The 25,358-nt window shown below is 48.9% G+C and carries 25 protein-coding genes and 1 pseudogene; 22 read left to right on the top strand and 4 right to left on the bottom strand.

The window, feature by feature from the left end; translation table 11 throughout:
- The first annotated feature begins 102 nt into the window (after positions 1–102).
- Both DZE2538_RS12570 and dsrB read left to right on the top strand, forming a co-directional pair.
- Positions 103–522 carry a VOC family protein gene (locus tag DZE2538_RS12570; protein ID WP_038916491.1) on the top strand — a complete coding sequence of 140 codons (420 nt, stop codon included), beginning with the start codon at positions 103–105 and terminating at the stop codon, positions 520–522.
- A 50-nt stretch (positions 523–572) separates the two neighbouring features.
- Complete coding sequence (gene dsrB / locus DZE2538_RS12565) at positions 573–773, top strand: protein DsrB (RefSeq protein ID WP_038916490.1); 201 nt, start codon at positions 573–575, stop codon at positions 771–773.
- A 37-nt stretch (positions 774–810) separates the two neighbouring features.
- Here the strand turns inward: dsrB and DZE2538_RS12560 are convergent, their stop codons facing one another.
- Positions 811–2,535 (bottom strand): methyl-accepting chemotaxis protein, encoded by a 1,725-nt coding sequence (locus DZE2538_RS12560; RefSeq protein WP_038916489.1) that lies wholly within the window; start codon positions 2,533–2,535, stop codon positions 811–813.
- A gap of 1,423 nt (positions 2,536–3,958) precedes the next feature.
- Between DZE2538_RS12560 and flhD the strand changes: the two genes are divergently transcribed.
- From flhD to DZE2538_RS12490, 14 genes and pseudogenes are all read left to right on the top strand, one after another.
- Positions 3,959–4,309, top strand: a complete 351-nt coding sequence (flhD, locus tag DZE2538_RS12555; protein WP_038916488.1) for a flagellar transcriptional regulator FlhD — start codon at positions 3,959–3,961, stop codon at positions 4,307–4,309.
- A 2-nt stretch (positions 4,310–4,311) separates the two neighbouring features.
- Positions 4,312–4,890 (top strand): flagellar transcriptional regulator FlhC, encoded by a 579-nt coding sequence (gene flhC, locus DZE2538_RS12550; protein WP_023640182.1) that lies wholly within the window; start codon positions 4,312–4,314, stop codon positions 4,888–4,890.
- A 133-nt stretch (positions 4,891–5,023) separates the two neighbouring features.
- Positions 5,024–5,911 carry a flagellar motor stator protein MotA gene (gene motA, locus DZE2538_RS12545; RefSeq protein ID WP_012884198.1) on the top strand — a complete coding sequence of 296 codons (888 nt, stop codon included), beginning with the start codon at positions 5,024–5,026 and terminating at the stop codon, positions 5,909–5,911.
- On the top strand, positions 5,908–7,038 hold the full coding sequence (motB, locus tag DZE2538_RS12540) for a flagellar motor protein MotB (RefSeq protein ID WP_038916487.1): 1,131 nt from the start codon (positions 5,908–5,910) through the stop codon (positions 7,036–7,038). Before motA ends, motB begins: the two co-directional genes overlap by 4 nt.
- 17 nt (positions 7,039–7,055) lie before the next feature.
- Positions 7,056–9,104, top strand: coding sequence for a chemotaxis protein CheA (gene cheA / locus DZE2538_RS12535; RefSeq protein WP_201765531.1), 2,049 nt, complete (start codon positions 7,056–7,058; stop codon positions 9,102–9,104).
- 35 nt (positions 9,105–9,139) lie between these two features.
- Positions 9,140–9,637 carry a chemotaxis protein CheW gene (gene cheW / locus DZE2538_RS12530; RefSeq protein ID WP_023640179.1) on the top strand — a complete coding sequence of 166 codons (498 nt, stop codon included), beginning with the start codon at positions 9,140–9,142 and terminating at the stop codon, positions 9,635–9,637.
- A gap of 119 nt (positions 9,638–9,756) precedes the next feature.
- Positions 9,757–11,464, top strand: a pseudogene (locus tag DZE2538_RS12525) (methyl-accepting chemotaxis protein).
- A 714-nt stretch (positions 11,465–12,178) separates the two neighbouring features.
- The gene (cheR, locus tag DZE2538_RS12520; RefSeq protein WP_023640177.1) at positions 12,179–13,051 is read left to right on the top strand and encodes a protein-glutamate O-methyltransferase CheR; all 873 of its coding nucleotides are present in this window, start codon (positions 12,179–12,181) and stop codon (positions 13,049–13,051) included.
- Entirely contained in the window at positions 13,051–14,103 is a 1,053-nt protein-coding gene (locus DZE2538_RS12515; RefSeq protein ID WP_012884204.1) for a protein-glutamate methylesterase/protein-glutamine glutaminase, read from the top strand. The genes cheR and DZE2538_RS12515 overlap by 1 nt, the downstream gene beginning before the upstream one ends.
- A gap of 35 nt (positions 14,104–14,138) precedes the next feature.
- On the top strand, positions 14,139–14,528 hold the full coding sequence (cheY, locus tag DZE2538_RS12510; RefSeq protein ID WP_012884205.1) for a chemotaxis response regulator CheY: 390 nt from the start codon (positions 14,139–14,141) through the stop codon (positions 14,526–14,528).
- A 9-nt stretch (positions 14,529–14,537) separates the two neighbouring features.
- On the top strand, positions 14,538–15,182 hold the full coding sequence (cheZ, locus tag DZE2538_RS12505; RefSeq protein ID WP_012884206.1) for a protein phosphatase CheZ: 645 nt from the start codon (positions 14,538–14,540) through the stop codon (positions 15,180–15,182).
- 230 nt (positions 15,183–15,412) lie between these two features.
- Positions 15,413–16,564, top strand: coding sequence for a flagellar biosynthesis protein FlhB (gene flhB, locus DZE2538_RS12500; RefSeq protein ID WP_023640176.1), 1,152 nt, complete (start codon positions 15,413–15,415; stop codon positions 16,562–16,564).
- Positions 16,557–18,650: a flagellar biosynthesis protein FlhA gene (gene flhA, locus DZE2538_RS12495; protein WP_019843846.1), complete on the top strand. Its 2,094-nt coding sequence runs from the start codon at positions 16,557–16,559 to the stop codon at positions 18,648–18,650. Before flhB ends, flhA begins: the two co-directional genes overlap by 8 nt.
- Positions 18,650–19,072 (top strand): flagellar protein FlhE, encoded by a 423-nt coding sequence (locus DZE2538_RS12490; protein ID WP_050568683.1) that lies wholly within the window; start codon positions 18,650–18,652, stop codon positions 19,070–19,072. The genes flhA and DZE2538_RS12490 overlap by 1 nt, the downstream gene beginning before the upstream one ends.
- A 77-nt stretch (positions 19,073–19,149) precedes the next feature.
- On the opposite strand, the gene DZE2538_RS12485 is transcribed toward DZE2538_RS12490, so the two are convergent.
- From DZE2538_RS12485 to flgA, 3 genes are all read right to left on the bottom strand, one after another.
- Positions 19,150–19,587 carry a flagella synthesis protein FlgN gene (locus DZE2538_RS12485; RefSeq protein WP_019843844.1) on the bottom strand — a complete coding sequence of 146 codons (438 nt, stop codon included), beginning with the start codon at positions 19,585–19,587 and terminating at the stop codon, positions 19,150–19,152.
- A gap of 4 nt (positions 19,588–19,591) precedes the next feature.
- Positions 19,592–19,891: a flagellar biosynthesis anti-sigma factor FlgM gene (gene flgM / locus DZE2538_RS12480; RefSeq protein WP_012884211.1), complete on the bottom strand. Its 300-nt coding sequence runs from the start codon at positions 19,889–19,891 to the stop codon at positions 19,592–19,594.
- Positions 19,892–20,036: 145 nt separating this feature from the next.
- Positions 20,037–20,705, bottom strand: coding sequence for a flagellar basal body P-ring formation chaperone FlgA (flgA, locus tag DZE2538_RS12475; RefSeq protein ID WP_019843843.1), 669 nt, complete (start codon positions 20,703–20,705; stop codon positions 20,037–20,039).
- A gap of 166 nt (positions 20,706–20,871) precedes the next feature.
- On the opposite strand from flgA, the gene flgB reads away from it, so the two are divergent.
- From flgB to flgG, 6 genes are all read left to right on the top strand, one after another.
- The gene (gene flgB, locus DZE2538_RS12470; RefSeq protein WP_023640173.1) at positions 20,872–21,291 is read left to right on the top strand and encodes a flagellar basal body rod protein FlgB; all 420 of its coding nucleotides are present in this window, start codon (positions 20,872–20,874) and stop codon (positions 21,289–21,291) included.
- 33 nt (positions 21,292–21,324) lie between these two features.
- Positions 21,325–21,729 (top strand): flagellar basal body rod protein FlgC, encoded by a 405-nt coding sequence (gene flgC / locus DZE2538_RS12465; RefSeq protein WP_012769280.1) that lies wholly within the window; start codon positions 21,325–21,327, stop codon positions 21,727–21,729.
- Between the two features lie 12 nt (positions 21,730–21,741).
- A complete protein-coding gene (flgD, locus tag DZE2538_RS12460; protein WP_023640172.1) occupies positions 21,742–22,413 on the top strand; it encodes a flagellar hook assembly protein FlgD in 672 nt (223 codons plus the stop codon).
- Between the two features lie 66 nt (positions 22,414–22,479).
- Positions 22,480–23,679 (top strand): flagellar hook protein FlgE, encoded by a 1,200-nt coding sequence (gene flgE, locus DZE2538_RS12455; protein ID WP_023640171.1) that lies wholly within the window; start codon positions 22,480–22,482, stop codon positions 23,677–23,679.
- A gap of 21 nt (positions 23,680–23,700) precedes the next feature.
- A complete protein-coding gene (locus tag DZE2538_RS12450; RefSeq protein ID WP_012884216.1) occupies positions 23,701–24,456 on the top strand; it encodes a flagellar basal body rod protein FlgF in 756 nt (251 codons plus the stop codon).
- Between the two features lie 26 nt (positions 24,457–24,482).
- Positions 24,483–25,265: a flagellar basal-body rod protein FlgG gene (gene flgG, locus DZE2538_RS12445; RefSeq protein ID WP_012884217.1), complete on the top strand. Its 783-nt coding sequence runs from the start codon at positions 24,483–24,485 to the stop codon at positions 25,263–25,265.
- Positions 25,266–25,358 lie beyond the last annotated feature (93 nt).

Here is a 25,358-nt window from a genome sequence, read left to right as displayed (position 1 = left end):
GAATGTGTCTTATTCGTCCAGTGTGGCCGTTGCGCTTATGATGAGTAATAGGGTGGTTGGCTGGTACGACGACCGGGATATGGAATAACAGAAGGAAAAAATATGTTCAGTCACATTATTCTTGGTGCCCGAGATATCGACATGATGATCCGGTTTTATTCGGTGATCTTGGCCGAATTAGGCTTCGTTCGGGTTCAGGAAGAGCCAGGAGGTCCTGCCGGGCAGGGATGGCATATTCCAAGGCGGCGCTGGCCTCAGTTTTATGTCCAGATTCCGGTCAATGGCTTGCCCGCGACCTGGGGAAATGGGACGCAAGTGAGCTTTGCAGTCAGTTCGCCACAGGCTGTGCGCCACGTGTGGGAAACAGCATTATCGTTGGGCGCTTATGATGAAGGGGCACCGGGTCTTCGCCCATACTATGCGGCTGATTATTATGGCGCTTATTGTCGTGACCCTGAAGGGAACAAGTTGTGTTTTGTTTATACGCCTGAGTTTGACAATACTATCGGCGGATTGGCATAAACGATTGAACAGGCTGCAGATTGAAGATGAGTGACGAATAAGGTGAACATGTGAACGTAAATGATGTGGTAACCGTAAAAACAGATGGTGAAACACGCCGAAAAGGAACGATTCTGGCGGTAGAGCCCTTTCAGGAGGGGACGATGTATTTGATCGCTCTGGAAGATTATCCCGAAGGGGTTTGGTTTTTCAATGAACGGGATAATCCAGAAGGCATCTTTGTCGAACCACATCAGCATGCCGATAAATAAACAGGCCGATACCGTTATTGGTATCGGCCGAAGTGGCTTAGAAGGTTTCCCAATTATCGCTGCCGGATTTGGCACCTAACGCAGCGGTTGCTGTCGCCGATGTCGCCAGCAAGGGTTTCGACGTAAGTGGGGCACGAGTGGGAGTCGTGTTATGGATAGCGTTGGCAAGTTTGAACGCTGATACGGCACGGGTCAGTACCATTGCCTGCTCTTCGAGTGAGGCAGCAGCAGCGGAAGCCTGTTGCACCAACGCCGCATTCTGCTGCGTGACGCTATCCATCTCTGAAATTGCCTGACCAACCTGGGTGATGCCGCGGCTTTGCTCATCCGATGCAGAAGCGATTTCATTCATAATATCAGTCACATTGGTGACGGCCTGAACAATTTCGTGCATAGTTTGGCCGGCTTTATCCACCAGCTCTGAGCCGCTGTGAACCAGTGAAACGGATTCAGAAATCAACCCTTCGATTTCCTTGGCCGCCTGAGCACTGCGCTGAGCCAGACTACGCACTTCACCGGCCACTACCGCAAACCCTCGGCCTTGCTCACCCGCACGCGCTGCTTCTACCGCGGCGTTCAGTGCCAGAATGTTCGTCTGGAAGGCAATACTGTTGATCACATTCGTGATTTCAGAAATTTTCCGTGAGCTGCCGGAAATACTGTTCATGGTATTAACGACATTTTCGACAATCTCACCCCCTTGCTTCGCCTTGCCTGAAGCATTGGAAGCCAGTTGGCTGGCATGGTGCGCGTTATCGGAGTTCTGTTTGACGGTGGCGGTCAACTGTTCCATGCTGGCAGCCGTTTGCTCGATTGCTGCCGCTTGCTGTTCAGTACGGGAAGACAAGTCGGTGTTGCCGGCGGTTATCTCAGTGGTTCCCTGATAAATGGAATCTGCGCTGTCACGGACGGTGGAAACGGTATGCACCAGCGATACCTGCATTTGCTGGATATTGTAACCCAGTATGCCGATTTCGTTCTTACCATAGATTTCGTCCGGTTGGGTCAGGTCACCTTGAGCAATACGTTGGATACGCTGCACCAGGCGATTCATCGGCTTAATCAACGTACCACGCAAGAAGAAGAAGGTGAGCATGGTCATGACAATCGCGATGGCGAAGCTGACAGCCATCAGGGTGTACCCCATTTTGGCCTCGTACTGTGCATTACTATTGAGTGCTTTGGCTCGTTCAGTACGAAAAGCAATGGCTTTCAGTAATGGCTTGTTATAGGCATCATCGAGAAGACGAACCTCTTCTGATTCGTGCGTCAGGATTTCTTCAAAATAGCCGTCTTTAGCTGCCTTGAGCATCGGCATGATGCCTTTCTCAAGATAGTCGTTATAGGCTTTATTCAACTCGGGGTCGATCGCCAAATCCGTATCGGTTTTGACGCTTCGGTTTTGATAAGCTTTGAATGCCTCTTTCGAGGCGGCAATGCGCTGTTCTGCCTGTTTTAGGTTGTTGTTGAATACGTCAGTGTCCCCAACGCGCACCGCAGCGCCAGCCTGAATAATCAACAGACGGGCTGTTCTGAGATGGTTCGAACTGTTTGACAGCCCAAGACGGACGTCAATTTCCTGAGTGACATAATCCAGACTCTGATTAGCACGCACCAGAAAATAACTGGACGTCCCGATAGCCAGGGCAAACAACAGCATAATGCCGCCCAGAATGATGACAAATAACGGCACCAGTCCAAGATTACCCAGTATGCCGGTTTTACCCTGTTGTTCAGACTTTGACATCATTTTCATATCCATTCGCTCATTTTCAGGAAAAATATATGTACATCAACCGTACTACTTGCAGGTGTAGTTTGGGTGCTTTTGTTTCTGGAAACAGCTGTGTGGCGATCCGTTTTCAAAATACCAACATAATCTAACATCGTCATATAATGTGGAACATTCATGAATTTCAATGCGATGTCGATCACGAATCTGCTGGCAGAAGGATATCAGGTTCTGTCTCTTTTTTATTCAGCCAATCGGTAGCTATTCAACATAACGGATACCTAAAAATAGGAAAATAGCCCCCTTGGAAACACAGGTGTGCATGGTCTACCAGTTTAGCAGGAACCTGGCTAATCGCTCTGATGTAAAACCCGGGGGGACTGTGGCCCCAATTTCCTTTCTGGTCCCCTTGCCGGGAAAGCAAATAAAGGAGGGGAGAGTTGAATAAAATGTCGACGCTGACGAGTTATGCTGGCAGTAGGCGGTCATTTCTGGCGGGCTATAGTGTAAGTAATCACGCATGAGGGCCTTCATCTGGTGAAGTCCAACGATATTGCGCATTTTTTCAACGAAAGGGTAATTAATGTGCCTGTATCGGTAGCGAAGTAACCCAGAATTTAACGACGTTAGCGCTTCTTCTATTAAGTTCAGCGATTGCTTTCAGCAATTCTCGTTTGTACTTTGCAGCAGGCTGAACAAACCTGGCGTAAGCTCAGGATACGTATGGGAACTTTCGCCATGACATTGCCGCTTTGCGTGATAGTAACGAGGGGGGCTCGCTCAGGTACTAAGATGTCGGGAAGAAATATGCATCTGTTATGGTCAGTCTTCTGGTGGACCCGGTGACACAGGTTGGTCAGAACATAAAGGAAACTTATAAAATAATAACCCATGTTATAAAATTAGAAATATTAATGTAAATCAAGGTGGTCGCAGAACCAGGATAAAAATTGGTAGTCATCGGATTTGTTTTTTGTTTTTAATATCAATTGCTTATGATTTTTTGTCAAAAGAGTGGGGTGACATGGGGAGTTTTTTTCTTCTGTTATGAGTATATTGTGTTCAGGAAAATTTCACAGCAGAGCAAAAATCAGTGAAATATTATGTTTTGCCCCTTTCATTTTTGTGATCGCAGTCACATAATTATCAAAATGCTGATAGGCTTGCGTTGTATGAATCAGGCTGAAGGCGGTACAGTGGCGTAGCATTAGGATTAATCCTACGTTCTATGTTGGACGCAATACAGGGAAAGGATGAGCCTGACGTTATGAAGAGATGGGATCTCAAACTTATCAACATTGATGCTGTATTTTTCGTCATATTAGAAGATTATAAAGTAATAGAATTGTCTGGCACCGATAGTTTTCATGCCACCTATGGAGAGTGATTGTTTAGCGGGTGAGCACTCTATCACCTAACTTATGTTTGAAACATAGTCTGTCGGGATGGGAATATGGGTACCTCTGAATTGCTAAAACACATTTATGACATCAATTTGTCTTATTTGTTACTGGCTCAGCGATTAATAAACGACGAAAAAGCATCAGCGATGTTCCGGTTGGGTATCAATGAAGAAATGGCTGATGCATTGATGCAATTGACCTTACCGCAAATGGTCAAACTAGCTGAAACCAATCAGCTGATATGCCACTTCCGTTTCAGTGATCACAATACGATTAAGTTATTAACACAAGAATCCCGGGCCGATGATCTGCAACAGATTCATACCGGTATTTTGTTGTCGAGTCATTTATTACAAGAGCTATCTTCAAAAGAAGAGAGCTTGCCTAAGAAAAGGGCATAATGATGGCTGAGAAAAGTATTGTTCAGGAAGCTAAGGACATACAGCTGGCGATGGAGCTCATTTCATTGGGCGCACGCCTCCAGATGCTAGAAAGCGAGACCCAGTTAAGCCGTGGCCGCTTGATTAAGCTCTATAAAGAATTGAGAGGTAGCCCCCCGCCTAAAGGGATGCTGCCGTTTTCTACCGACTGGTTCATGACATGGGAACAGAACATCCATTCTTCCATGTTTTATAACGCCTACCTGTTTTTGCTCAAGAATAGTCAATGCAGCGGTGTTGAAGCGGTCATCAAGGCTTATCGCCTTTACCTCGAACAATGTGCCCCTCAAAGCGATGTGCCGTTGCTGGCGTTGACCCGCGCCTGGACACTGGTACGCTTTGTCGATAGCGGCATGTTGCAGCTGTCCTCATGCAATTGCTGCAAGGGCATGTTTATCACCCATGCACACCAGCCTAAAAACAGTTTTGTCTGCAGTTTATGCCAGCCACCTTCCCGAGCAGTAAAAAGACGTAAACTTTCGCCGAGTGTTGCCGATATGATACCTCAACTGCTGGACGAACAGGTTAAGCATGCAGTCTGAGCCTGATGGCGATTTTGTGGTTCTGTCATCGTGCGTTCATTGCTCGATGGCAGTATCCCCTCCAAATAAGTCGTTGGTAAGACTGCATTTATAACTCTCTCAGCTACCCTTTTACTATCTATAAGGAATTCTTGTGCTGGTTATATTGGGTTATCTTGTCACTATAGGCTCCATACTTGGCGGTTATCTTATCGTTGGTGGCGAGTTGGGGGCGTTGTATCAGCCTTCTGAACTGCTGATTATCGGTGGCGCGGCAGTAGGGGCCTTTATTGTCGGTAACAATGCCAAAGCTATCAAAGCGACGATGAAGGCTTTGCCGGTGCTATTTCAGGGCTCCAAATATACCAAAGCTGTGTATATGGACCTGATGGCAGTTTTATTCCGGTTGATGGCCAAGTCTCGCCAGCAGGGTATGCTTTCTCTGGAATTTGACATCGATAACCCGAAAGAGAGTGAGATATTTTCCAATTATCCCCGCATTCTTGCTGATAACTACATTGTCGAATTCGTTACGGATTATCTGCGTTTGATGGTTAGCGGCAACATGAATGCGTTTGAAATTGAAACGCTGATGGATGAAGAGATCGAAACCGTCGAGCATGAAGTTGAAGTACCGGCTACCAGTTTGAACCTGATGGGGGATGGTTTGCCCGCATTTGGTATCGTAGCTGCAGTTATGGGGGTGGTGCACTCTCTGGCGTTCGTTGATCGTCCTGCGGCGGAGCTGGGTATGATGATTGCTCACGCTATGGTGGGGACGTTCCTGGGTATTTTGCTGGCTTACGGTTTCGTGTCGCCTTTGGCATCACTGTTGCGTCAGAAGAACTCAGAGAAGCTCAAGGTGCTACAATGTATCAAGGTAACCCTGTTATCCAGCCTGAATGGCTATGCGCCACAGATTGCCGTTGAGTTTGGACGTAAAACGCTTTATTCAACCGTGCGCCCTTCATTTACTGAAATGGAAGAGCATATTCGTAATGTGAAGGCTCCGGCACAGCAGGCATCGGAAAATGACGCATGAAACACCAGCATCCCATTATCCGCAAAAAACGTAAATCGGGACATGCCGCTCACCATGGTGGTTCATGGAAGATTGCTTATGCTGACTTCATGACCGCTATGATGGCGCTTTTTTTGGTCATGTGGTTGATTGCCATTTCCTCGCCTTCCCAGTTGGCTCAGATTGCTGAGTATTTCCGTACACCACTAAAAATTGCTATTACATCTGGTCCGAAGATTAGTGATGCTTCCAACCCTATCCCTGGTGGCGGTTCTGACCCCACACAGCAGGAAGGGGATGTGAAGCGGCAGATTGATACAATGGATGGGCGTCTTGAAGAAATTAAGCTGAATAAATTGCGGGAACGACTCGATCAATTGATTGAAGCGGATCCGCGCCTCAGAGCATTAAGGCCGCATCTGTTGATTGAAATGGTTGATGAAGGTTTGCGCATCCAGATTATTGATAGTAACAATCGCCCCATGTTTAAGACGGGGAGTGCGCAAGTCGAGCCTTACATGAGTGATATTTTGCGAGCCATCGCGCCGATTTTAAATGATATTCCCAATAAGATCAGTTTATCGGGCCATACTGATGATGCGCAGTATGCGATGGGAGAGCGTGGCTATAGTAACTGGGAGCTTTCAGCTGATCGTGCTAATGCTTCCCGGCGTGAGTTAATTGCGGGCGGACTGGCCGATGGCAAAGTTTTGCGTGTTGTGGGTATGGCTGACACGATGAATTTGAAGCAGGCGAAAGGCGGCAGTGATGCCATCAACCGGCGAATCAGTCTGGTTGTCCTGAATAAGCAGGCTCAGGAGAATATCGAACGTGAGAATGCTGAAAGCAGTGCAGTAAACATTGATAAAATAGAAAATTTACAAAACATGGGGATGGATAAAGCCAAGCCAGTTACCGCGCCTGCCGATAACGGTAACAGTACGGCTACACCACAACCCGAAACCAATGGGACGCCTGTATCTGGCTCAACTGTGGCTCCTGTTCAGGCACCCGCAACAGCGGCGCCTGCGCCGGGAGCGAACGGCTCATCGGCAACAAGCCGTCGGCAGCCTACGACAGCTTTGCCAGCAGCACCTGATAGCCAGGCGACACCTTCTTCAACAAGCCGCGATTCACAGCAGAGGTGACCCACGTGAGCATGGACATGAGTGCTTTTTATCAAACATTTTTTGATGAAGCAGATGAATTGTTGGCGGACATGGAGCAGCATCTATTGCAACTTGATCCGTTAGCGCCCGATACGGAACAGATGAATGCCATATTTCGTGCTGCTCACTCGATTAAAGGGGGCGCGGGAACGTTTGGTTTCACTGTATTACAGGAAACTACTCATATACTAGAAAACCTGTTGGATGGTGCCAGACGCGGTGAAATGCGACTGAGCACTGACATTATCAACCTGTTTTTGGAAACCAAAGATATCATGCAGGATCAGTTGGATGCTTACAAAACCGCGCAAGAGCCCAACGCCGAAAGCTTTGAGTATATCTGCCAGGCTCTGCGCCAGCTTGCTCTGGAGTCCAAAGATAATGGCACTGCCGGAGCGGCCGCCCCTGTCAAAGCAGCAGAGGCTGAACAATCGGTTTCCGCACCCTCAGCCGCGGCGTCTGCTGGTGGCCACTCGGGATTGCGTATAGCCCTTACCAACCTGAAAGAATCGGATATTCCTCAGTTACTCGAAGAGCTGGGTAATCTCGGAACAGTCAAGGACTCCGTCCAGACTAGTAACAGTGTTGAACTGACGCTAGATACATCAGCCAGCGAAGATGATATCAGTGCTGTTCTGTGTTTTGTGCTGGAGCCCGATCAGATTAGCTTCAAGTCAGCTACCGGTGAGGCACCCGTAGCCCAAGCTGCACCTGTCGCTGCCGCCGAACCTGTCGAGGACGCTCCTGCGGTTGCACCAGCGCAGCCTGCTGCACCGGTTGCGGCTGCACCTGCACCTGCACCTGCGGCTAAGCCTGCTGGTGGCAATAATGATGCCGCTAAAGGCAGACAGAAAACAGGTGATACCAGTATCCGTGTAGCGGTGGAAAAAGTTGACCAGCTCATTAACCTGGTTGGCGAATTAGTTATTACTCAGTCTATGCTGGCTCAGCGTTCCAGTGCTCTTGATCCTGTTGCGCATGGCGACCTGCTCAATAGCATGGGGCAACTGGAAAGAAACGCCCGCGATCTGCAAGAGTCAGTGATGTCCATCCGTATGATGCCGATGGAATATGTGTTCAGCCGTTTCCCGCGTCTGGTGCGCGACCTGGCGGCTAAATTGGGTAAAGAAGTTGAGCTGACTTTGCAAGGGAGTTCAACTGAACTGGATAAGAGCCTGATTGAACGCATCATTGACCCATTAACGCACCTTGTGCGTAACAGTCTTGATCACGGTATTGAGTCACCCGATAAGCGTATTGAATCAGGTAAGCCTGCGGTAGGGAACCTGACGCTGTCCGCGGAACATCAGGGCGGCAATATTTGCATCGAAGTGATTGACGATGGTGCTGGTCTGAATCGTGAACGTATTCTGGCCAAAGCGTTGTCCCAGGGGATGGCTGTCAGTGAAAGCATGACTGACGAAGATGTCGGTATGCTGATCTTTGCTCCAGGTTTTTCTACTGCAGAGAAAGTGACTGATGTGTCAGGCCGTGGCGTGGGTATGGATGTGGTGAAACGGAATATTCAGGAAATGGGTGGCCATGTTGAAATCCATTTCGTGAAAGGTAAAGGAACGACAATTCGCATTCTGCTGCCGCTGACACTGGCCATACTTGATGGGATGTCAGTCAAGGTTAACGATGAAGTCTTTATTCTGCCACTTAACGCCGTGATGGAATCTCTGCAGCCTCAGTCTGAGGATTTGTATCCTCTGGCAGGGGGAGAGCGAGTGTTGCAGGTTCGTGGCGAATATCTGCCACTGATTGAGCTGTATCAGGTATTCGATGTCGCTGGAGCAAAAACGGATGCCACTCAGGGTATCGTCGTTATTCTGCAGAGTGCTGGCCGTCGTTATGCCTTGCTGGTTGACCAGTTGATTGGTCAGCATCAGGTTGTTGTGAAAAACTTGGAAAGCAACTACCGCAAGGTGCCAGGCGTTTCAGCCGCAACTATTTTGGGTGATGGTAGCGTAGCGCTGATTGTGGATGTTTCTGCGTTGCAGGCGCTTTATCGGGAAAAGCGTGTGGTTGAAACCGCAGCTTAACAGCAAATTACAGCTATAGATTAAAGGTGAGAAACATGACTGGACTTGCAAATGTCACAAAATTAGCAGGCGAGACAGTAGGTCAGGAATTTTTGATTTTCACGCTGGGTGATGAAGAATACGGCGTGGATATTTTGAAGGTTCAAGAAATTCGCGGTTACGATCAAGTTACCCGTATTGCCAATACCCCAGAGTTTATTAAAGGTGTAACCAACCTGCGTGGCGTTATCGTGCCAATTGTCGATCTGCGCATCAAATTCATGCAGCAGGAAGTCGAGTATGATGACAATACCGTTGTTATCGTATTGAACCTGGGACAGCGTGTTGTGGGCATCGTGGTTGATGGCGTTTCTGATGTTCTGTCCCTGACGGCTGAACAAATTCGCCCGGCACCGGAGTTTGCTGTAACACTGTCAACAGAATACCTCACCGGACTGGGTTCGCTGGGGGAACGCATGTTGATTCTGGTAGATATTGAAAGGCTACTCAGTAGCGAAGAAATGGCGCTAGTTGATAGCGTCATGAAGGTTTGATAAAAAAGCCATACTGGGCCACTTCGGTGGCCCATATCATTTATCACCCCCAATCTCTGGAAGTTAAAAGGTTATAGAGATACCAAAGCATCAGGGATCGTTGCAATTAAGGTTTTAATATGCTGAATCGTATAAAAGTTGTTACTGGGCTTGTTATTATTCTTGGACTATTTATTGTTCTCCAAATCATTTCCGGCGGACTATTTTTTTAATGCGTTGAAGTCGGACAGAGATATCTTCACGACGACAAGAATTATTAACCAACAAAAATCAGAGCTGGAATCGACCTGGTCTTACTTATTGCAAACGCGTAACACGCTGAACCGTGCAGGAACACGTTACGCGATGGATATCTCTGGTGGGGTTTCCGGCGGGGTATCTGCGAAAGATCTGATTGAGCTGGCGAAAAAGCAACTGGTGATCGCCAATACCCATTTTGCCAATTATGAAAAAATTCCGTATACAAATCAGCAAGATCCGGCTGTTGCTCAGACGGTAAAAGATAATTACACCGCACTGAACAATGCATTAAGTGAGTTGATTGTCTTTATCTCTACTGGAAAGCTGAAGGAATTTTTTGATCAACCTACCCAGGGTTTTCAGGACAGGTTTGAGAAGGCTTATTATTCTTACAAAGACTCTTACGATAAAGTTTATGCCAGTGCCGTAGAAGAGAATAATGCGTCTTATTCGACGGCGTTGTGGTTGTTGGTTTCTGTCACTATATTTGTTGTAGTAATGGCGTTGATCGTCTGGTTGGGTATCAACCGTTCGTTGGTTCAGCCATTGCATAATCTTATTGAACATATTCGTCATATGGCGAAAGGTGATCTGACGACCCGGATTGATTTTCATGGCACCAATGAGATGGGCATTCTGGCTGACAGTCTGCGACATATGCAAACCGAGTTTTTTACAACGGTGAGTGCGGTTCGACAGAGTGCAGAAGCTATTTACACCGGTGCATCGGAAATCAGTGCTGGTAACACTGACTTGTCCTCAAGAACGGAACAGCAGGCTGCTGCACTTGAAGAGACCGCCGCTAGCATGGAACAGCTCACCTCTACCGTGAAGCAGAATGCTGAAAACGCCCGGCAGGCAAGCCAACTGGCTTTGAGTGCGTCTGAGACTGCGCAAAAAGGCGGGAAAGTGGTCGATAATGTGGTGAAAACCATGCATAACATTGCGGGAAGCTCGCAGAAGATTGCTGATATCACCAGTGTGATCGATGGTATCGCGTTCCAGACTAATATTCTGGCGCTAAATGCCGCGGTTGAGGCTGCCAGGGCAGGGGAACAGGGACGAGGTTTCGCTGTTGTTGCGGGAGAAGTCCGTAGCCTGGCTCAGCGTAGTGCGCAGGCGGCGAAAGAGATTAAGTCTCTGATTGACGACTCGGTAAATCGGGTTGAAGAAGGTTCCGTACTGGTTGAAAGCGCCGGTGAAACGATGGGAGAAATAGTGGGTGCTGTTACTCGCGTGACTGACATCATGGGAGAAATCGCATCGGCTTCTGAGGAGCAAAGTCGCGGTATCGACCAAGTCGGTCAGGCGGTGACCGAAATGGATCGGGTTACCCAGCAAAACTCCGCGTTGGTTGAAGAGTCGGCTTCTGCGGCCCACTCGCTCGAAGAGCAGGTTCGAGTGCTGAATCAGGCTGTAGCGGTGTTCCGTTTATCGGAAAATAACGCCATGACAAGCCGGCCTGCTGCGGTTGCTGCTTCGACACGTGGAGTTGCCAGACCCGCGTTGCTGGCAACCTCAGTAACGACGGACGTAGAGAAAAAGGTCAGAGCCAGTAAAACCACGGATAACTGGGAAACCTTTTAATCGTTTTTAATGACTGAATCGGGTGGGTCGGGATATGGCCTACCCGATTGATAGTTAGATAGTAATGGAAATTTATCCTGAGCAATGATGTTGAGTATAAATTTCCGATTGGCTAATTTTTCGGCTTTCAGTTCTATTTCTGATGAAAGTGGTGTCGCAGAACAGAAAAAATAGCTGATAAGATCTATATTTATGCTGTTTACTTAAGATTTTTTTAAGGGATTTTGTGCAGTAATAGTCCCTAGGCTACACAGAGGAACTGACGGTTTTGAGACAAATGTTGCAGTTTTAATTTTTGTTGCCGTTATGACGCCTCTTTAGTTAAAGAAAGGTTTAATACAGCCGATTTATATAACTAATGCCAATTGTATAGGCGTATTTTAGCGAGCCTCAAAGGGCGGCTCTCAGTCAGCAGCGTTGGTTGGTAACGATGGTGCTACTCAGGGAGTGTGGCGACGATGAAGGTTGAATTGTTTTAGTGTGAACAATCTTCATGATGAACAATGTCAAACGCATCAATTTAAACCATTGTATGATTACCGCTATTAATTCGTCGGAAAAAGACGGATAAAAGCAGGTTTCCCAGTGGTATGTTGATAGATAGCGTTCATCGCGTGGCGCAGCTTGAGATAAGGCATTAGACCTGTAATAGTCATAATGGGAAGTCTGATTGAAAAACAATAAAATCATCTATCCATTTTCGGGCGGTCAGATATGAATAATACACCATCGCCAAATCGTTCAGGTTCTACATCTATTTTGAGCCAGATGGTTGAACGGTTGCCGCTGTCTGATGTTCACTTCCGGAGAATCAGTCAGCTCATCTATCAACGTGCTGGTATTGTACTGGCCGACCATAAGCGTGAAATGGTCTATAACCGTTTGGTCAGACGATTGCGTTTGTTGGGAATCAATGATTTTGGTCAGTACCTCGCGCTATTGGAATCAGATCCCAATAGTGCTGAGTGGCAGGCGTTCATCAATGCGTTAACAACTAATTTGACGGCATTTTTTCGCGAGGCACATCATTTTCCTATCCTTGCTGAGCATGCCCGCAAACGACCGGGTGGGTACAGCATCTGGTGTACTGCAGCCTCCACAGGGGAGGAACCGTATTCTCTGGCTATGACGCTGGCGGAAGTTTATGGCGATCGCGCCAGTAACTGCCAGATAACAGCCAGTGATATTGATACACAAGTTTTAGAGAAAGCGTCTGCAGGTATTTATCGACAGGAAGATCTTCGATCGCTTTCTCCACAGCAGATGCAGCGCTTCTTTTTGCGTGGAACCGGGCCGCACAGTGGTCTGGTCAGGGTTCGTCCGGATCTGGCGAACATGATTCATTTTCAGCAAGTGAATTTGTTGGCGCCAGAGTGGTCTGTACCTGCGCCGTTTGATGCGATCTTTTGTCGTAATGTAATGATTTATTTTGATAAAGAGACTCAGGAACGCATTTTACGTCGTTTTGTTCCGCTACTTAAACCAGGCGGATTATTGTTTGCCGGACACTCAGAGAACTTCAGTCAGATCAGTCGGGAATTCTACCTGCGCGGGCAGACTGTTTATGGGCTGGCTAAGGAAAGATAATGAGCAAAATAAAAGTATTATGTGTTGATGATTCTGCCCTGATGCGACAGATCATGACCGAAATCATTAATAGTCATCCCGATATGGAAGTGGTTGCTACTGCACCTGACCCATTGGTGGCACGCGATCTGATCAAGAAATTCAACCCGCAGGTGTTGACGCTTGATGTGGAAATGCCACGTATGGATGGCCTTGATTTTCTTGAGAAGTTAATGCGCCTTCGCCCAATGCCGGTGGTGATGGTGTCTTCGTTGACGGGGAAAGGTTCTGAAATTACTTTGCGGGCGCTTGAACTTGGGGCTATTGATTTTGTTACCAAGCCTCAATTGGGTATTCGCGAGGGGATGTTGGCATACAGTGAGCTGATTGCGGAAAAAATCCGCATGGCTGCCAAAGCACGCCTGCCGCAGCGTAGTACGGGGGTTGCACCTTCGGTATTGCTCCCCAGTATGCCGCTGCTCAGTAGTGAAAAGCTGATCGCAATTGGTGCGTCAACCGGTGGGACTGAGGCAATCAGACATGTTTTACAACCACTGCCGCCAACCAGCCCGGCGTTACTGATTACTCAGCATATGCCGCCAGGATTTACCAAGTCTTTTGCTGAGCGACTGAACAAGCTGTGTCAGATTACAGTAAAAGAAGCTGAAGATGGTGAACGTGTCCTGCCAGGACATGCTTATATCGCACCTGGCGCTCGTCATCTTGAGCTGGCGCGTAGTGGCGCGAACTATCAGGTAAAATTGCATGATGGTCCGCCGGTCAATCGTCATCGTCCTTCTGTTGACGTACTGTTCCACTCTGTTGCACAGTACGCCGGACGAAATGCAGTAGGAGTAATCCTAACCGGCATGGGGAATGATGGTGCCGCAGGAATGCTGGAGCTTCATAATGCGGGAGCCTATACGATCGCGCAGAATGAAGCCAGTTGTGTAGTATTCGGTATGCCTCGAGAGGCTATTGCACTCGGTGGTGTCGATGAGGTGGTGGATTTGCACCAGGTGAGTCAGCGGATGCTGGCACAAGTTTCTGCCGGACAGGCATTACGTATATAGCAGCTCCGGGGTGAGCAATAATATTAGGAGTAGGTATGGCTGATAAAGAACTCAGATTTTTAGTAGTGGATGATTTTTCGACAATGCGCCGTATTGTTCGAAATCTACTAAAAGAACTGGGCTTCAACAATGTGGAAGAAGCGGAGGATGGCGCTGATGCTCTGAACAAACTTCGTTCAGGCGGTTTCGATTTTGTCATTTCTGACTGGAACATGCCTAATATGGACGGATTGGAACTGTTACAGGCTATCCGTGCCGACGGCGCGCTTTCCAAGCTCCCAGTGTTGATGGTAACCGCTGAAGCAAAGAAAGAGAATATTATTGCTGCAGCACAGGCTGGTGCCAGCGGTTATGTTGTTAAACCGTTTACTGCCGCTACGCTTGAAGAAAAGCTGAGTAAGATTTTCGAAAAGCTTGGTATGTAAGGAGATGCCATGAATCCACATCCGATGCCCATTAACGATCATGCGTCTGCTACAGAGATTATTTCTCGTATCGGGCAATTGACACGCATGCTGCGTGACAGCCTGAAAGAGCTTGGTTTAGATCAGGCGATCACCGAAGCGGCCGAAGCGATTCCTGATGCTCGTGATCGTCTTGATTATGTTGTTCAAATGACTGCGCAGGCTGCAGAGCGTGCATTGAGTTGTGTTGAAGCAGCCCAGCCTCGTCAGAACCAACTGGAAGAAGAATCTAAAGCCCTGAAAACCCGTTGGGATCAGTGGTTTGAGAATCCGATTGAACTCTCTGAGGCACGCGAGTTGGTTACTGATACGCGTAGCTACCTTGAGTCCGTTCCGGATCATACTGCGTTTACCAATGCCCAGTTACTGGAAATCATGATGGCACAGGATTTCCAGGACTTAACCGGGCAAGTTATTAAACGCATGATGGATGTTGTTCAGGAAATCGAAAAACAACTGCTGATGGTATTGCTGGAAAACATTCCAGAGAAACCGTCTGATGCACGTCGTGCGAACGAAGGCCTGCTTAACGGGCCTCAGGTTGATAAAACCGCTGCAGGCATTGTTTCCAATCAGGATCAGGTCGATGACCTGTTGGATAGCTTGGGTTTTTGATTTCACCCCGACACCCATTGCATCCTTCGTATGAGTGGGCATCGTGGCGTAAAGTATGTGGATTTTTACGGTCGGGCTTGTCCCGATCGTAAATTCCTGCCTCCTTTCTTATGCAATAAAATAAATAGCCACTTATTTTCTCCTTTGTTCTACCCATAAGAATTTGCCGGATTTTGTCATGCTAGCGTTGTATAACTTTATGTCAGCGAGCGTTAACAGGAGCGGCTCTAGTGGCAGATGATAGCGATCTGGAGAAAACAGAAGCTCCCACCCCCCAACGAACAGAAAAAGCCCGAGAAGAAGGTCAGATCCCCCGATCGAAGGAGCTGACGTCAGTGTTCATGCTGATTGCCGGTCTCGCTATTTTATGGGGATATGGTTCCAGTATGGCTGGCAGATTGTCCGATATGATGGCTAAGGGGTTGATTTTTGACCACGGCTTCATCAATGACGAACGGTTGATCATCTCCCATGTTGGTTCGTTGCTCGAGCAGGCGGTGCTGGCGCTTGTTCCTATCTTGTTTGGATTAGTCTTGGTCGCCTTGGCCGCTCCCGTATTGCTGGGTGGCCTGATTTTCAGTACTAAGGCGATAAGTTTCGATTTTGGCAAGATGAACCCGTTATCTGGGTTGAAGCGGATGTTTTCGACCCAGGTGTTGGCTGAGTTATTTAAAGCAATCCTTAAAGCCGTTATTGTCGGCCTTATTACTTTTTGGTTTCTCCGGCACAACTGGAATAGTATGTTGCACCTTGTGTCGGAACCTATGGGGATGGCGATAAAAGATGCGCTGAATATCGCTTTCCTGTGCTGTTTTTGGGTGATCCTCGGGCTGTTCCCTATGGTGGGCTTTGACGTGGGGTGGCAGATATGGAGCCATATTAAGCGGTTACGCATGAGCAAGCAGGAAATTCGTGACGAATACAAAGAGCACGAAGGGGATCCGCATATTAAAAACCGCATCCGCCAACAGCAGCGGGCGATGGCACAGCGCCGAATGATGTCAGATGTACCAAAAGCAGATGTTATCGTCACCAACCCGACTCATTATGCTGTTGCACTGAAGTATGATGAAAAGAAAATGAGTGCACCTCGGGTACTGGCCAAAGGTGCTGATCGCATAGCGCAGCGTATACGTGAACTCGGTACAGAGAATCGTATCCCGATACTGGAAGCGCCCCCGTTGGCTCGAGCTCTTTACCGTCACACTGAAATTGGGCAGCAGATCCCGACCGGATTATATGCCGCTGTTGCCGAAGTGCTTTCGTGGGTCTATCAGCTCAAACGCTGGAAACGTGAAGGCGGATTGATTCCGCGTAAACCTAAAAACTTACCTGTGCCGGATGCACTGGATTTTGCTAAAGAGAAAACAACCGATGGCTAACCTGGCCTCTTTACTTCGCCTACCTGGCAATATGAAAGGTTCGCAATGGCAGATTCTGGCAGGACCTGTTCTGATATTGCTTATCCTGTCGATGATGGTTCTGCCGCTGCCACCGTTTGTTTTGGACCTGCTATTTACGTTCAACATTGCACTGTCCATTATGGTGTTGCTGGTTGCGATGTTTACCCAGCGTACACTCGATTTTGCGGCCTTCCCGACTATCTTGTTGTTTTCCACACTGTTGCGTTTGTCACTTAACGTTGCGTCGACACGTATCATTCTAATGGAAGGGCATACTGGCGCTGGTGCGGCAGGGAGAGTGGTTGAAGCCTTTGGTCACTTCCTGGTAGGGGGTAATTTTGCCATCGGTATTGTGGTGTTTATTATCCTGGTTCTGATCAACTTCATGGTCATCACCAAGGGTGCTGGGCGTATCGCGGAAGTTGGCGCACGCTTTACCCTGGACGGGATGCCCGGTAAACAAATGGCGATTGATGCCGATTTGAACGCCGGGTTGATTGGTGAGGATGAAGCCAAAAAACGTCGCTCTGAGGTCACCCAGGAAGCGGATTTCTATGGCTCCATGGACGGTGCGAGTAAGTTCGTGCGTGGTGATGCTATCGCCGGGCTGATGATTATGGCCATCAACATCATCGGTGGCTTACTGGTAGGGGTCGTTCAGCACGATATGGTGCTGGGGCAGGCTGTTCAAAACTACACGCTTCTGACCATCGGTGATGGTCTGGTTGCACAAATTCCGGCACTGGTGATTTCAACCGCTGCCGGTGTGATTGTGACTCGGGTCAGTACCGATCAGGATGTCGGTCAACAGATGGTGAGCCAACTGTTCAATAACCCACGTGTCATGATCTTAAGTGCGGGGGTATTGGGGCTGATTGGTCTGGTTCCTGGCATGCCTAACTTTGTCTTCCTGCTGTTTACCGCAACGCTGTTGGGGTTGGCCTGGTGGATGAAGAAAGGTGACGAGAGTAAAGCCGCATTTGCCGCGACAGAGGCAGCGACTGCGACCCCGACAGCACCACAGGTGATAGAGGCCAGTTGGTCTGACGTACAACTGGAAGACCCGCTTGGAATGGAGGTGGGATACCGCCTGATCCCTATGGTGGATTTCCAGCAAAACGGTGAGTTACTTGGGCGTATCCGTAGTATCCGCAAGAAGTTTGCTCAGGAAATGGGGTTCCTTCCACCAGTAGTGCATATTCGGGATAACCTGGATTTGCAGCCAGCCAGCTATCGCATCCTGATGAAAGGGGTCGAGATCGGTAGTGGTGAAGCACATCCGGGGCGTTGGATGGCGATTAACCCTGGCAATGCGGTGGGTACGCTACCGGGGGATCTGACTAAAGATCCGGCTTTTGGTTTGCCTGCTGTCTGGATAGAAAGTGCATTGAAAGAACAGGCACAAACTCAAGGGTTTACTGTAGTTGAAGCCAGTACAGTGGTAGCGACACACCTGAATCATTTGCTTAGCTTGCACGCCAGTGAGTTGTTTGGCCGTCAGGAAGCGCAACAACTGATGGATCGCGTATCTCAGGAAATGCCAAAGCTAACCGAAGATTTTATCCCGGGCGTAGTGACGTTAACCACGTTACACAAAGTACTGCAGAATTTGTTAAGCGAGCAGGTATCGATCCGCGATATGCGCACGGTCATCGAAACGTTGGCTGAGCATGCGGCAGTACAAACGGATCCTAATGAACTGACGACTGCTGTACGCATTGCACTCGGACGGGCTATCACTCAGCAGTGGTTCCCGGGTGATACGGAACTTCAGGTCATCGGTCTTGATGGCGCACTGGAACGTTTGCTCTTGCAAGCGCTTCAGGGGGGCGGCGGTCTGGAACCAGGATTGAGTGACCGGTTACTGGATCAGGCTCGACAGGCATTGCAACGACAGGAGGTACTGGGGGCACCGCCGGTATTGTTGGTCAACCACGCACTGCGTGGGTTGTTGTCGCGATTCCTGCGCCGCAGTCTGCCACAAATTGCCGTACTGTCGAACCTTGAGATCAGCGATAGTCGTCAAATCAGGATGACATCAATGATTGGTGGCGAGCTTTCCTGATGAAGAAAATCATGATGGCCGCGCTTTGGGGGATGGCGGCAGCAATATCATCGCCCTCAGCCTATGCTCAGCAGGGCGGCTGGAATGCCAGCCTGACAGGGCCGTCATTTCAATACAAAGGGATGTTAGCATCTTCCCCTGCTTTTCTCCCGCCCCCCGGATTGGGTGTTAGCACTGCCCAATCCGTCACAGTAATCTACTGGCGATATCAATTGAAATCTCCCGCACCGATAGATTTGGCTGTTAAGCTCTGTGCGGCTAATCGATGCGTTAATCTGGATGGTGCCAGTGGGCAAACCTACGGATTACAAGGTATACCGGCGAATAGTGAGTTTAGAATGCTATTTTATGTACCTGGCTCTGGGCGTATGGCAACGTCCGTCGATGTGGCGTCTAACGAGATATCAGTAAACTACAAGTAACCCATTCGTAATGAACGGTGATGGCTTACAGGCAGCAGTCACCGGTATAGTGAATGAGTAAATAAAGCGGAACGAGATTAGATACTAATCCGACGCCCAGAGATTGAATTGCTCCGTGACTGACCGTCAGGCCCATACAGAGACTGTGCATGGCGTGGTTTTAGTACCGCCAGTGCTTTTTCATTATGATCGAGGTGGTAGCCAAGCAACAACCCGTTGTGCTGGTTTTTATCACGTAGTGCTTCACTTAACTCGGTAACCTGCTGCCAGACTTGAGCGACAGTCGGGTGAGAACTGTAGGGGGCTTTTACTCGTAATGCAGACTCGCCCTGAAGACGGATCTTATCCAGGTGCTGGATAGTTGTTAACAACGAACTCTTTCTATCGGTGATCACTTGTAGAGCAGGGCCATCAACATGACCGGCGCAGAGCAACGACTGCTCATCAGACAACACGGCTTCAAGTTCACGCATGTTGAGCAGTAGTTGCTCTAGCAGCTTTACAAGTTTTTCCATTGAGTTACTCGCCTGAAATCAAGTCCTGAGCATTTTTGATTAATGCATCAGCAATTTTACCGACGTTCATTTTTAATGAGCCGTCACGAATAGCCTGTTTCAGCGTTTCGACACGCTGTACATCGATATCCTGGGCAGATGGCTGCATAAGTTTGGACTGAGCGTCACTCAACTTCACCTGAGTACCCGTCACAGAACTTTGCTGCCCGGTTTCTTCTTTACGCTTTAATTTTGCTACGTCGCCAGTATCCCGTGGCTGAACCTGGCTTACCGGTTTGACTGACTGGGTCCGATCAATGCTCATGGTAGTGTGCTCATGTCATAAAAGGTATAAATGATGATAATCAGTGAGATAGGTTTAATTGCCCACTCAGGTTGCTAACTTGACCAGCATTATCATCAGCGACTATGTTCATCATATCGGCAGTATTGAGCATTACTTTAGCAAATTATTGTGAGATCAGAATAATCCCATCCCCGTTCGCGATACCAGAAACAACCTGTCCTGACGCTGTACGAGCTCGCGCTTGCTGCCCTGATGCTGCATTGTTCATTGCCTTCCCTTCGCTGCGGACACTAAAGCCATCGCCTTGCGCAAGAATCTGGACGTTTTGCCCGGCACGGATCACCCATGGCTTTCTGATCATCACTTGGGTGATGGCTTGGCCGGGGGCGATATCTCGCAACGCAATGGCACCCTGGACGTCTTCTTGTGTAAACAAAGCATGAGGAGGCAGTTGGTCTATCCTGCCGCGGACCATCCGGATATCTCCAGATGCCAGCTCGGTACCCCGGCTAATCGGAGCCGCTGCCGCCACGTAATTCCCAGTAACTTGTACTTCAACCTGAACAAAACGTCGGTCCTGATTGCAACGCACTGACACGGAAAGGTTACCCCACATCCTTGCGTTTCCTGGCAACGAAATCTGTGGGTTGTCACAGACGAGCCATTGCGCTTCGGGCGTTTTCACGACGACGTTTACGGTATTGGATGAGCCTTTGAAGTTATCAGAAAAAAAACGGGATAACTGTGATGCAAGATCGGCAGCATTCACCAGTATCGGGGTAAACAGCAAACCCAAGATCGATAACTGTATGTATTTTCTGATATCCCGCATCTGTTTTATGCTCTCTCAAACCCGGTTAATTTCACGCTACCAGTGTAACGGCACTTGCTTACAGTTAAGGCAATAAATAGCGCTTCATTTTATGCCTATTCTTGCGATGATTTTTGCAGGATGAGAATTATCCTACGCAGACTAAAGTTTAAATTGCGGAGGGAGCATGCTCGATAAATTGGATGCGGCGCTACGGTTTCAGCAAGAAGCGTTGAATCTCCGTGCCCAACGTCAGGAGATTCTGGCGGCTAACATTGCTAACGCCGATACCCCTGGTTATCAGGCGCGTGACATTGATTTCGCCAGCGAACTGAACAAGGTCATGGAGCAAGGGCGTACCAGCCCTCAATCCGTCTCGCTGAGCCTGACGTCTACACGTCACATTCCTGCGCAGGCTGTAGAACCACCCGCGCTCGATCTGCTCTACCGCGTGCCGACTCAACCTGCGCTTGATGGCAACACTGTTGATATGGATCGCGAGCGTACCAATTTCGCGGATAACAGTCTCAAGTATCAAAGTAGCCTGACCCTCATCAGCGGGCAGATTAAAGGGATGATGTCGGTATTGCAGTCCGGGTCATCATAACAGTATTGGTGACAGATATAAGGTTGATGTCTCATGTCGTTACTTAATATTTTCGATATTTCCGGCTCGGCGCTTTCTGCCCAGTCTCAACGCCTTAATGTCAGCGCCAGTAACCTGGCTAACGCTGACAGCGTTACAGGGCCTGATGGTCAGCCTTATCGTGCCAAGCAGGTAGTTTTTGAGGTCGATGCGGCTCCGGGGCAGGCGACCGGCGGTGTGAAAGTCGCCAAAGTGGTTGAAGATCCTTCGCCGGAAAAATTGGTCTATCAGCCGGGTAATCCGCTGGCCGATGCCAAAGGTTATGTCCGCATGCCGAATGTGGATCCGGTCAATGAGATGGTGAACACCATTTCAGCATCCCGAAGCTATCAGGCGAACGTGGAAGTATTGAATACCACAAAATCGATGATGCTAAAGACTCTCACCATTGGTCAGTAATCTGGAGAAATCATGGCTACTACCTCTTCTGTCAGTAGTGCTCAAAATACGACATCGACGACGTCGACATCGTCTATTAGCGGAAGCAGTGCTGCTGACTTACAGAACAGCTTTCTGACTCTTCTGGTTGCTCAGCTGAAGAATCAGGATCCCACAAATCCGATGGATAACAACCAACTGGTTTCACAGCTGGCTCAGTTAAACACGGTGAGCGGTATCGAAAAACTGAACACTACCCTCGGCTCCATCTCTACGCAAATCAATAGCAATCAATCTATCCAGGCTGCGTCATTAATCGGTCATGGTGTTTTGGTGCCCGGTAGCACCGTATTGGTTGGCAAAGAAACCACCACACCGTTTGGCGTTGAACTGGAAAGTGCAGCGGATAGCGTTAGCGTCAACGTCACTGACAGCTCAGGAAAAGTGATTCGTACCATTGATCTGGGAGCATTGAGCGCCGGGGTTCATGCATATTCCTGGGATGGCAAGGCTACTGATGGTACAACGGCACCGGATGGTTCTTATACTATTTCAGTGTCTGCGACCTCAAACGGTACTCAACAGGTTGTTCAGGCTCTGAATTATGCCTATGTGAATGGTGTTGTGACCAATAGCAGCGGTGCATTGCTGGATTTGGGTCTGAGTGGCCAGTCCACGCTGGATAATGTACGCCAGATTTTGTAGCAGTTACGGATATAACGCGCGTCACTTTTTAGTGAATAACAGTTCATCAATATTCAGGAGAGCATCATGAGCTTTTCTCAGGCGGTCAGTGGCTTAAACGCTGCCTCTAGTAATCTGGACGTCATTGGTAACAACATTGCCAACTCCGCTACTGTTGGCTTTAAAGCCAGCAACATCTCTTTTGCCGATATGTACGCAGGCTCCAACGTAGGCTTGGGTACCAAAGTCGCGTCCGTACTGCAGGATTTCGGCAACGGTTCCATCAACAACACATCGCGTGCGCTTGATGTAGCCATCAACGGTAACGGTTTTTATCGACTGCTCGATACTAACGGTAGCGTGGTTTATAGCCGTAACGGCCAGTTCACGTTGGACAGCAGCCGTAATATCGTCAACTCTCAGGGCCTGCAATTGACGGGGTATCCCGCCACCGGTACACCACCGACCATTCAACAGGGTGCAAGTCCGGTTGCGCTAAGTATTCCCGAAACGACTATGTCGGCTAAAGCGACGTCGACGGCTTCGATTATTGCCAACCTGAACTCTTCTGACAGCACCAATACCTGGAACGCAACCGACCCGACCAACACCTCAAACTACAAAGGTTCTATTACTACCTACGATAGCTTGGGTAACGCACACAACTTCGGGCTGTATTTCGTGAAAACCGCTGCTAACAGTTGGGACGTGTACGCACAGGACACCAGCATTAGTGGTGCCGGTTTCCAGGGGCCGACGACATTGTCTTTCAACACGAGCGGTGCACTGACCACCACCACGCCTGCAACCATCAGCATGGCGTCACTGAACGGTTCTGCTGCCAGCACCTTTACGCTTGCCTTTACCGGTACAGTTCAGCAAAACAGCGGTTCCAACAGTACCAAAACGCCAACACAGGATGGTTATGCGCCGGGCGAACTGACCGGTTACAGCATCAGCGACGATGGTACAGTTGTCGGTTCTTACTCCAACTCGAAAACTCAGGTACTCGGTCAGATTGCATTGGCTAACTTTGCTAACCCGGAAGGGCTGTCTCCTCAGGGGGATAACGTTTGGGCGGCAACCAGCAATTCTGGTCAGGCGGTAGTCGGTCTGGCGGGTTCCGGTAACCTCGGGAAGCTGGTAGGCAAGGCAACAGAGAGTTCTAACGTTGATATGAGTAAAGAGCTGGTTAATATGATCGTTGCTCAGCGTAACTATCAGTCAAATGCTCAGACGATCAAGACGCAGGATCAGATACTCAACACGTTGGTTAACCTGCGTTAATTATCATAACGAGGATATTGCATGGATCACGCTATCTATACAGCGATGGGCGCGGCAAGTCAGACGCTGGAGCAACAAGCTGTTACGTCGCATAACATGGCTAACGCCTCTACGCCGGGTTTCCGTGCGCAACTGGCTGCGATGCGTGCCGTGCCAATCCAGGGGGTTACGAATGAAACCCGCACACTGGTAGTGTCCTCGACACCAGGGGTGGATACCACCCCGGGTTCTATGGATTACACCGGGCGTTCTATGGATGTTGCACTTTCTCAGGACGGCTGGCTGGCAGTACGAGCAGCGGACGGCAGTGAGGCTTATACCCGTAATGGTAATATGGAGATTAATTCCAACGGGCAACTGACCGTTCAGGGCAACCTGGTCATGGGTGATGGCGGGCCGATCGAGGTTCCACCACAAACCCAACTGACTATCGGTCCCGATGGCACCATCAATGCCCTGAACCCCAGTGATGCCGCCAATACGGTAACTCAAATCGGGCGTTTGAAATTGGTCAAAGCGACAGCGAATGAAGTGGTTCGCGGCGATGACGGTTTCTTCCGTGTTTCACCTGCTGTACAGCAGCAGCGTGGTGCGGTACTGCAGAATGACGCCACGGTCAGAGTCATGCCTGGGGTACTGGAAGGTAGTAACGTCAATACGGTTGAATCGATGGTGGAAATGATCTCCAACTCGCGCCGTTTTGAGATGCAGATGAAAGTGATTAGCAGCGTTGACGATAATACGCAGCGTGCTAATCAGATACTTGCGATGAATTAAGTGCCCTTGCGCACAGGAGTGACTCGATGATCCGTTCTTTATGGATTGCCAAAACCGGTCTGAACGCCCAGCAAACCAATATGGATGTTATATCCAACAACCTGGCAAACGTCAGCACCAACGGTTTTAAACGTCAGCGTGCCGTATTTGAAGACCTGATGTATCAAACTGTACGCCAGCCGGGGGCGCAGTCTTCTGAACAGACCACTCTGCCGTCAGGTCTGCAGTTGGGGACGGGGGTGCGTCCGGTTTCGACCGAGCGTATCCATACGCAAGGGGGGTTGACTGAAACCGGTAATGCTAAGGACTTGGCAATCAACGGCGCAGGTTTCTTTCAGGTATTGATGCCGGATGGCACAACCCAGTATACCCGTGATGGCTCTTTCCAACTGGATTCAAATGGACAGTTGGTGACATCCAGCGGTTTTCAGGTTCAACCAGCGATCACTATTCCGGCGAATGCAACCAACATTACAGTTGGTCGTGACGGTGTGGTGACCGTGACTCAACAGGGACAAACTGCACCTGTTCAGGTCGGACAGCTCAACCTGGCCATGTTTATCAACGAGGCCGGATTGCAGAATATGGGTGAAAACCTGTACGCAGAAACAGCCAGTTCTGGTGCACCGACCCAGAGTACGCCTGGATTGAATGGCGCAGGCCTGATTATGCAAAAATATGTTGAAACATCGAACGTGAATGTGGCTGAAGAATTGGTTTCCATGATTCAGACTCAGCGCGCGTATGAAATCAACAGTAAGGCTATCTCGTCCACGGACCAGATGCTGCAAAAACTGACCCAGTTATAATCTTTCCTGGGTAGCGTTTGTGTATAAGATAGGGTGGCTTTTTACTGATTTGTGCGTAGCGTGCAAATGGGTGAAGTAGCCACCTTGATTCAA

The organism is Dickeya zeae NCPPB 2538, assembly GCF_000406165.1.
In the GTDB taxonomy this organism is placed as follows: Bacteria; Pseudomonadota; Gammaproteobacteria; order Enterobacterales; family Enterobacteriaceae; genus Dickeya; species Dickeya zeae.
The sequence above is the reverse complement of the archived record's forward strand: the minus strand, read 5'-3'. Positions and strand labels throughout refer to the sequence as shown.

Excerpts from the sequence above, each read along its gene's own strand:
- DZE2538_RS12485 (WP_019843844.1), bottom strand. The coding sequence starts at position 19,587 with ATGGAAAAACTTGTAAAGCTGCTAGAGCAACTACTGCTCAACATGCGT.
- cheR (WP_023640177.1), top strand. The coding sequence starts at position 12,179 with ATGAATAATACACCATCGCCAAATCGTTCAGGTTCTACATCTATTTTG.
- DZE2538_RS12450 (WP_012884216.1), top strand. The coding sequence starts at position 23,701 with ATGGATCACGCTATCTATACAGCGATGGGCGCGGCAAGTCAGACGCTG.
- cheW (WP_023640179.1), top strand. The coding sequence starts at position 9,140 with ATGACTGGACTTGCAAATGTCACAAAATTAGCAGGCGAGACAGTAGGT.
- cheY (WP_012884205.1), top strand. The coding sequence starts at position 14,139 with ATGGCTGATAAAGAACTCAGATTTTTAGTAGTGGATGATTTTTCGACA.
- flhC (WP_023640182.1), top strand. The coding sequence starts at position 4,312 with ATGGCTGAGAAAAGTATTGTTCAGGAAGCTAAGGACATACAGCTGGCG.
- flhA (WP_019843846.1), top strand. The coding sequence starts at position 16,557 with ATGGCTAACCTGGCCTCTTTACTTCGCCTACCTGGCAATATGAAAGGT.
- flgG (WP_012884217.1), top strand. The coding sequence starts at position 24,483 with ATGATCCGTTCTTTATGGATTGCCAAAACCGGTCTGAACGCCCAGCAA.
- DZE2538_RS12490 (WP_050568683.1), top strand. The coding sequence starts at position 18,650 with ATGAAGAAAATCATGATGGCCGCGCTTTGGGGGATGGCGGCAGCAATA.
- DZE2538_RS12515 (WP_012884204.1), top strand. The coding sequence starts at position 13,051 with ATGAGCAAAATAAAAGTATTATGTGTTGATGATTCTGCCCTGATGCGA.
- flgE (WP_023640171.1), top strand. The coding sequence starts at position 22,480 with ATGAGCTTTTCTCAGGCGGTCAGTGGCTTAAACGCTGCCTCTAGTAAT.
- flgM (WP_012884211.1), bottom strand. The coding sequence starts at position 19,891 with ATGAGCATTGATCGGACCCAGTCAGTCAAACCGGTAAGCCAGGTTCAG.
- flgC (WP_012769280.1), top strand. The coding sequence starts at position 21,325 with ATGTCGTTACTTAATATTTTCGATATTTCCGGCTCGGCGCTTTCTGCC.
- cheA (WP_201765531.1), top strand. The coding sequence starts at position 7,056 with ATGAGTGCTTTTTATCAAACATTTTTTGATGAAGCAGATGAATTGTTG.
- DZE2538_RS12570 (WP_038916491.1), top strand. The coding sequence starts at position 103 with ATGTTCAGTCACATTATTCTTGGTGCCCGAGATATCGACATGATGATC.
- flhD (WP_038916488.1), top strand. The coding sequence starts at position 3,959 with ATGGGTACCTCTGAATTGCTAAAACACATTTATGACATCAATTTGTCT.
- flgD (WP_023640172.1), top strand. The coding sequence starts at position 21,742 with ATGGCTACTACCTCTTCTGTCAGTAGTGCTCAAAATACGACATCGACG.
- flgB (WP_023640173.1), top strand. The coding sequence starts at position 20,872 with ATGCTCGATAAATTGGATGCGGCGCTACGGTTTCAGCAAGAAGCGTTG.
- DZE2538_RS12560 (WP_038916489.1), bottom strand. The coding sequence starts at position 2,535 with ATGGATATGAAAATGATGTCAAAGTCTGAACAACAGGGTAAAACCGGC.
- flgA (WP_019843843.1), bottom strand. The coding sequence starts at position 20,705 with ATGCGGGATATCAGAAAATACATACAGTTATCGATCTTGGGTTTGCTG.
- motB (WP_038916487.1), top strand. The coding sequence starts at position 5,908 with ATGAAACACCAGCATCCCATTATCCGCAAAAAACGTAAATCGGGACAT.
- cheZ (WP_012884206.1), top strand. The coding sequence starts at position 14,538 with ATGAATCCACATCCGATGCCCATTAACGATCATGCGTCTGCTACAGAG.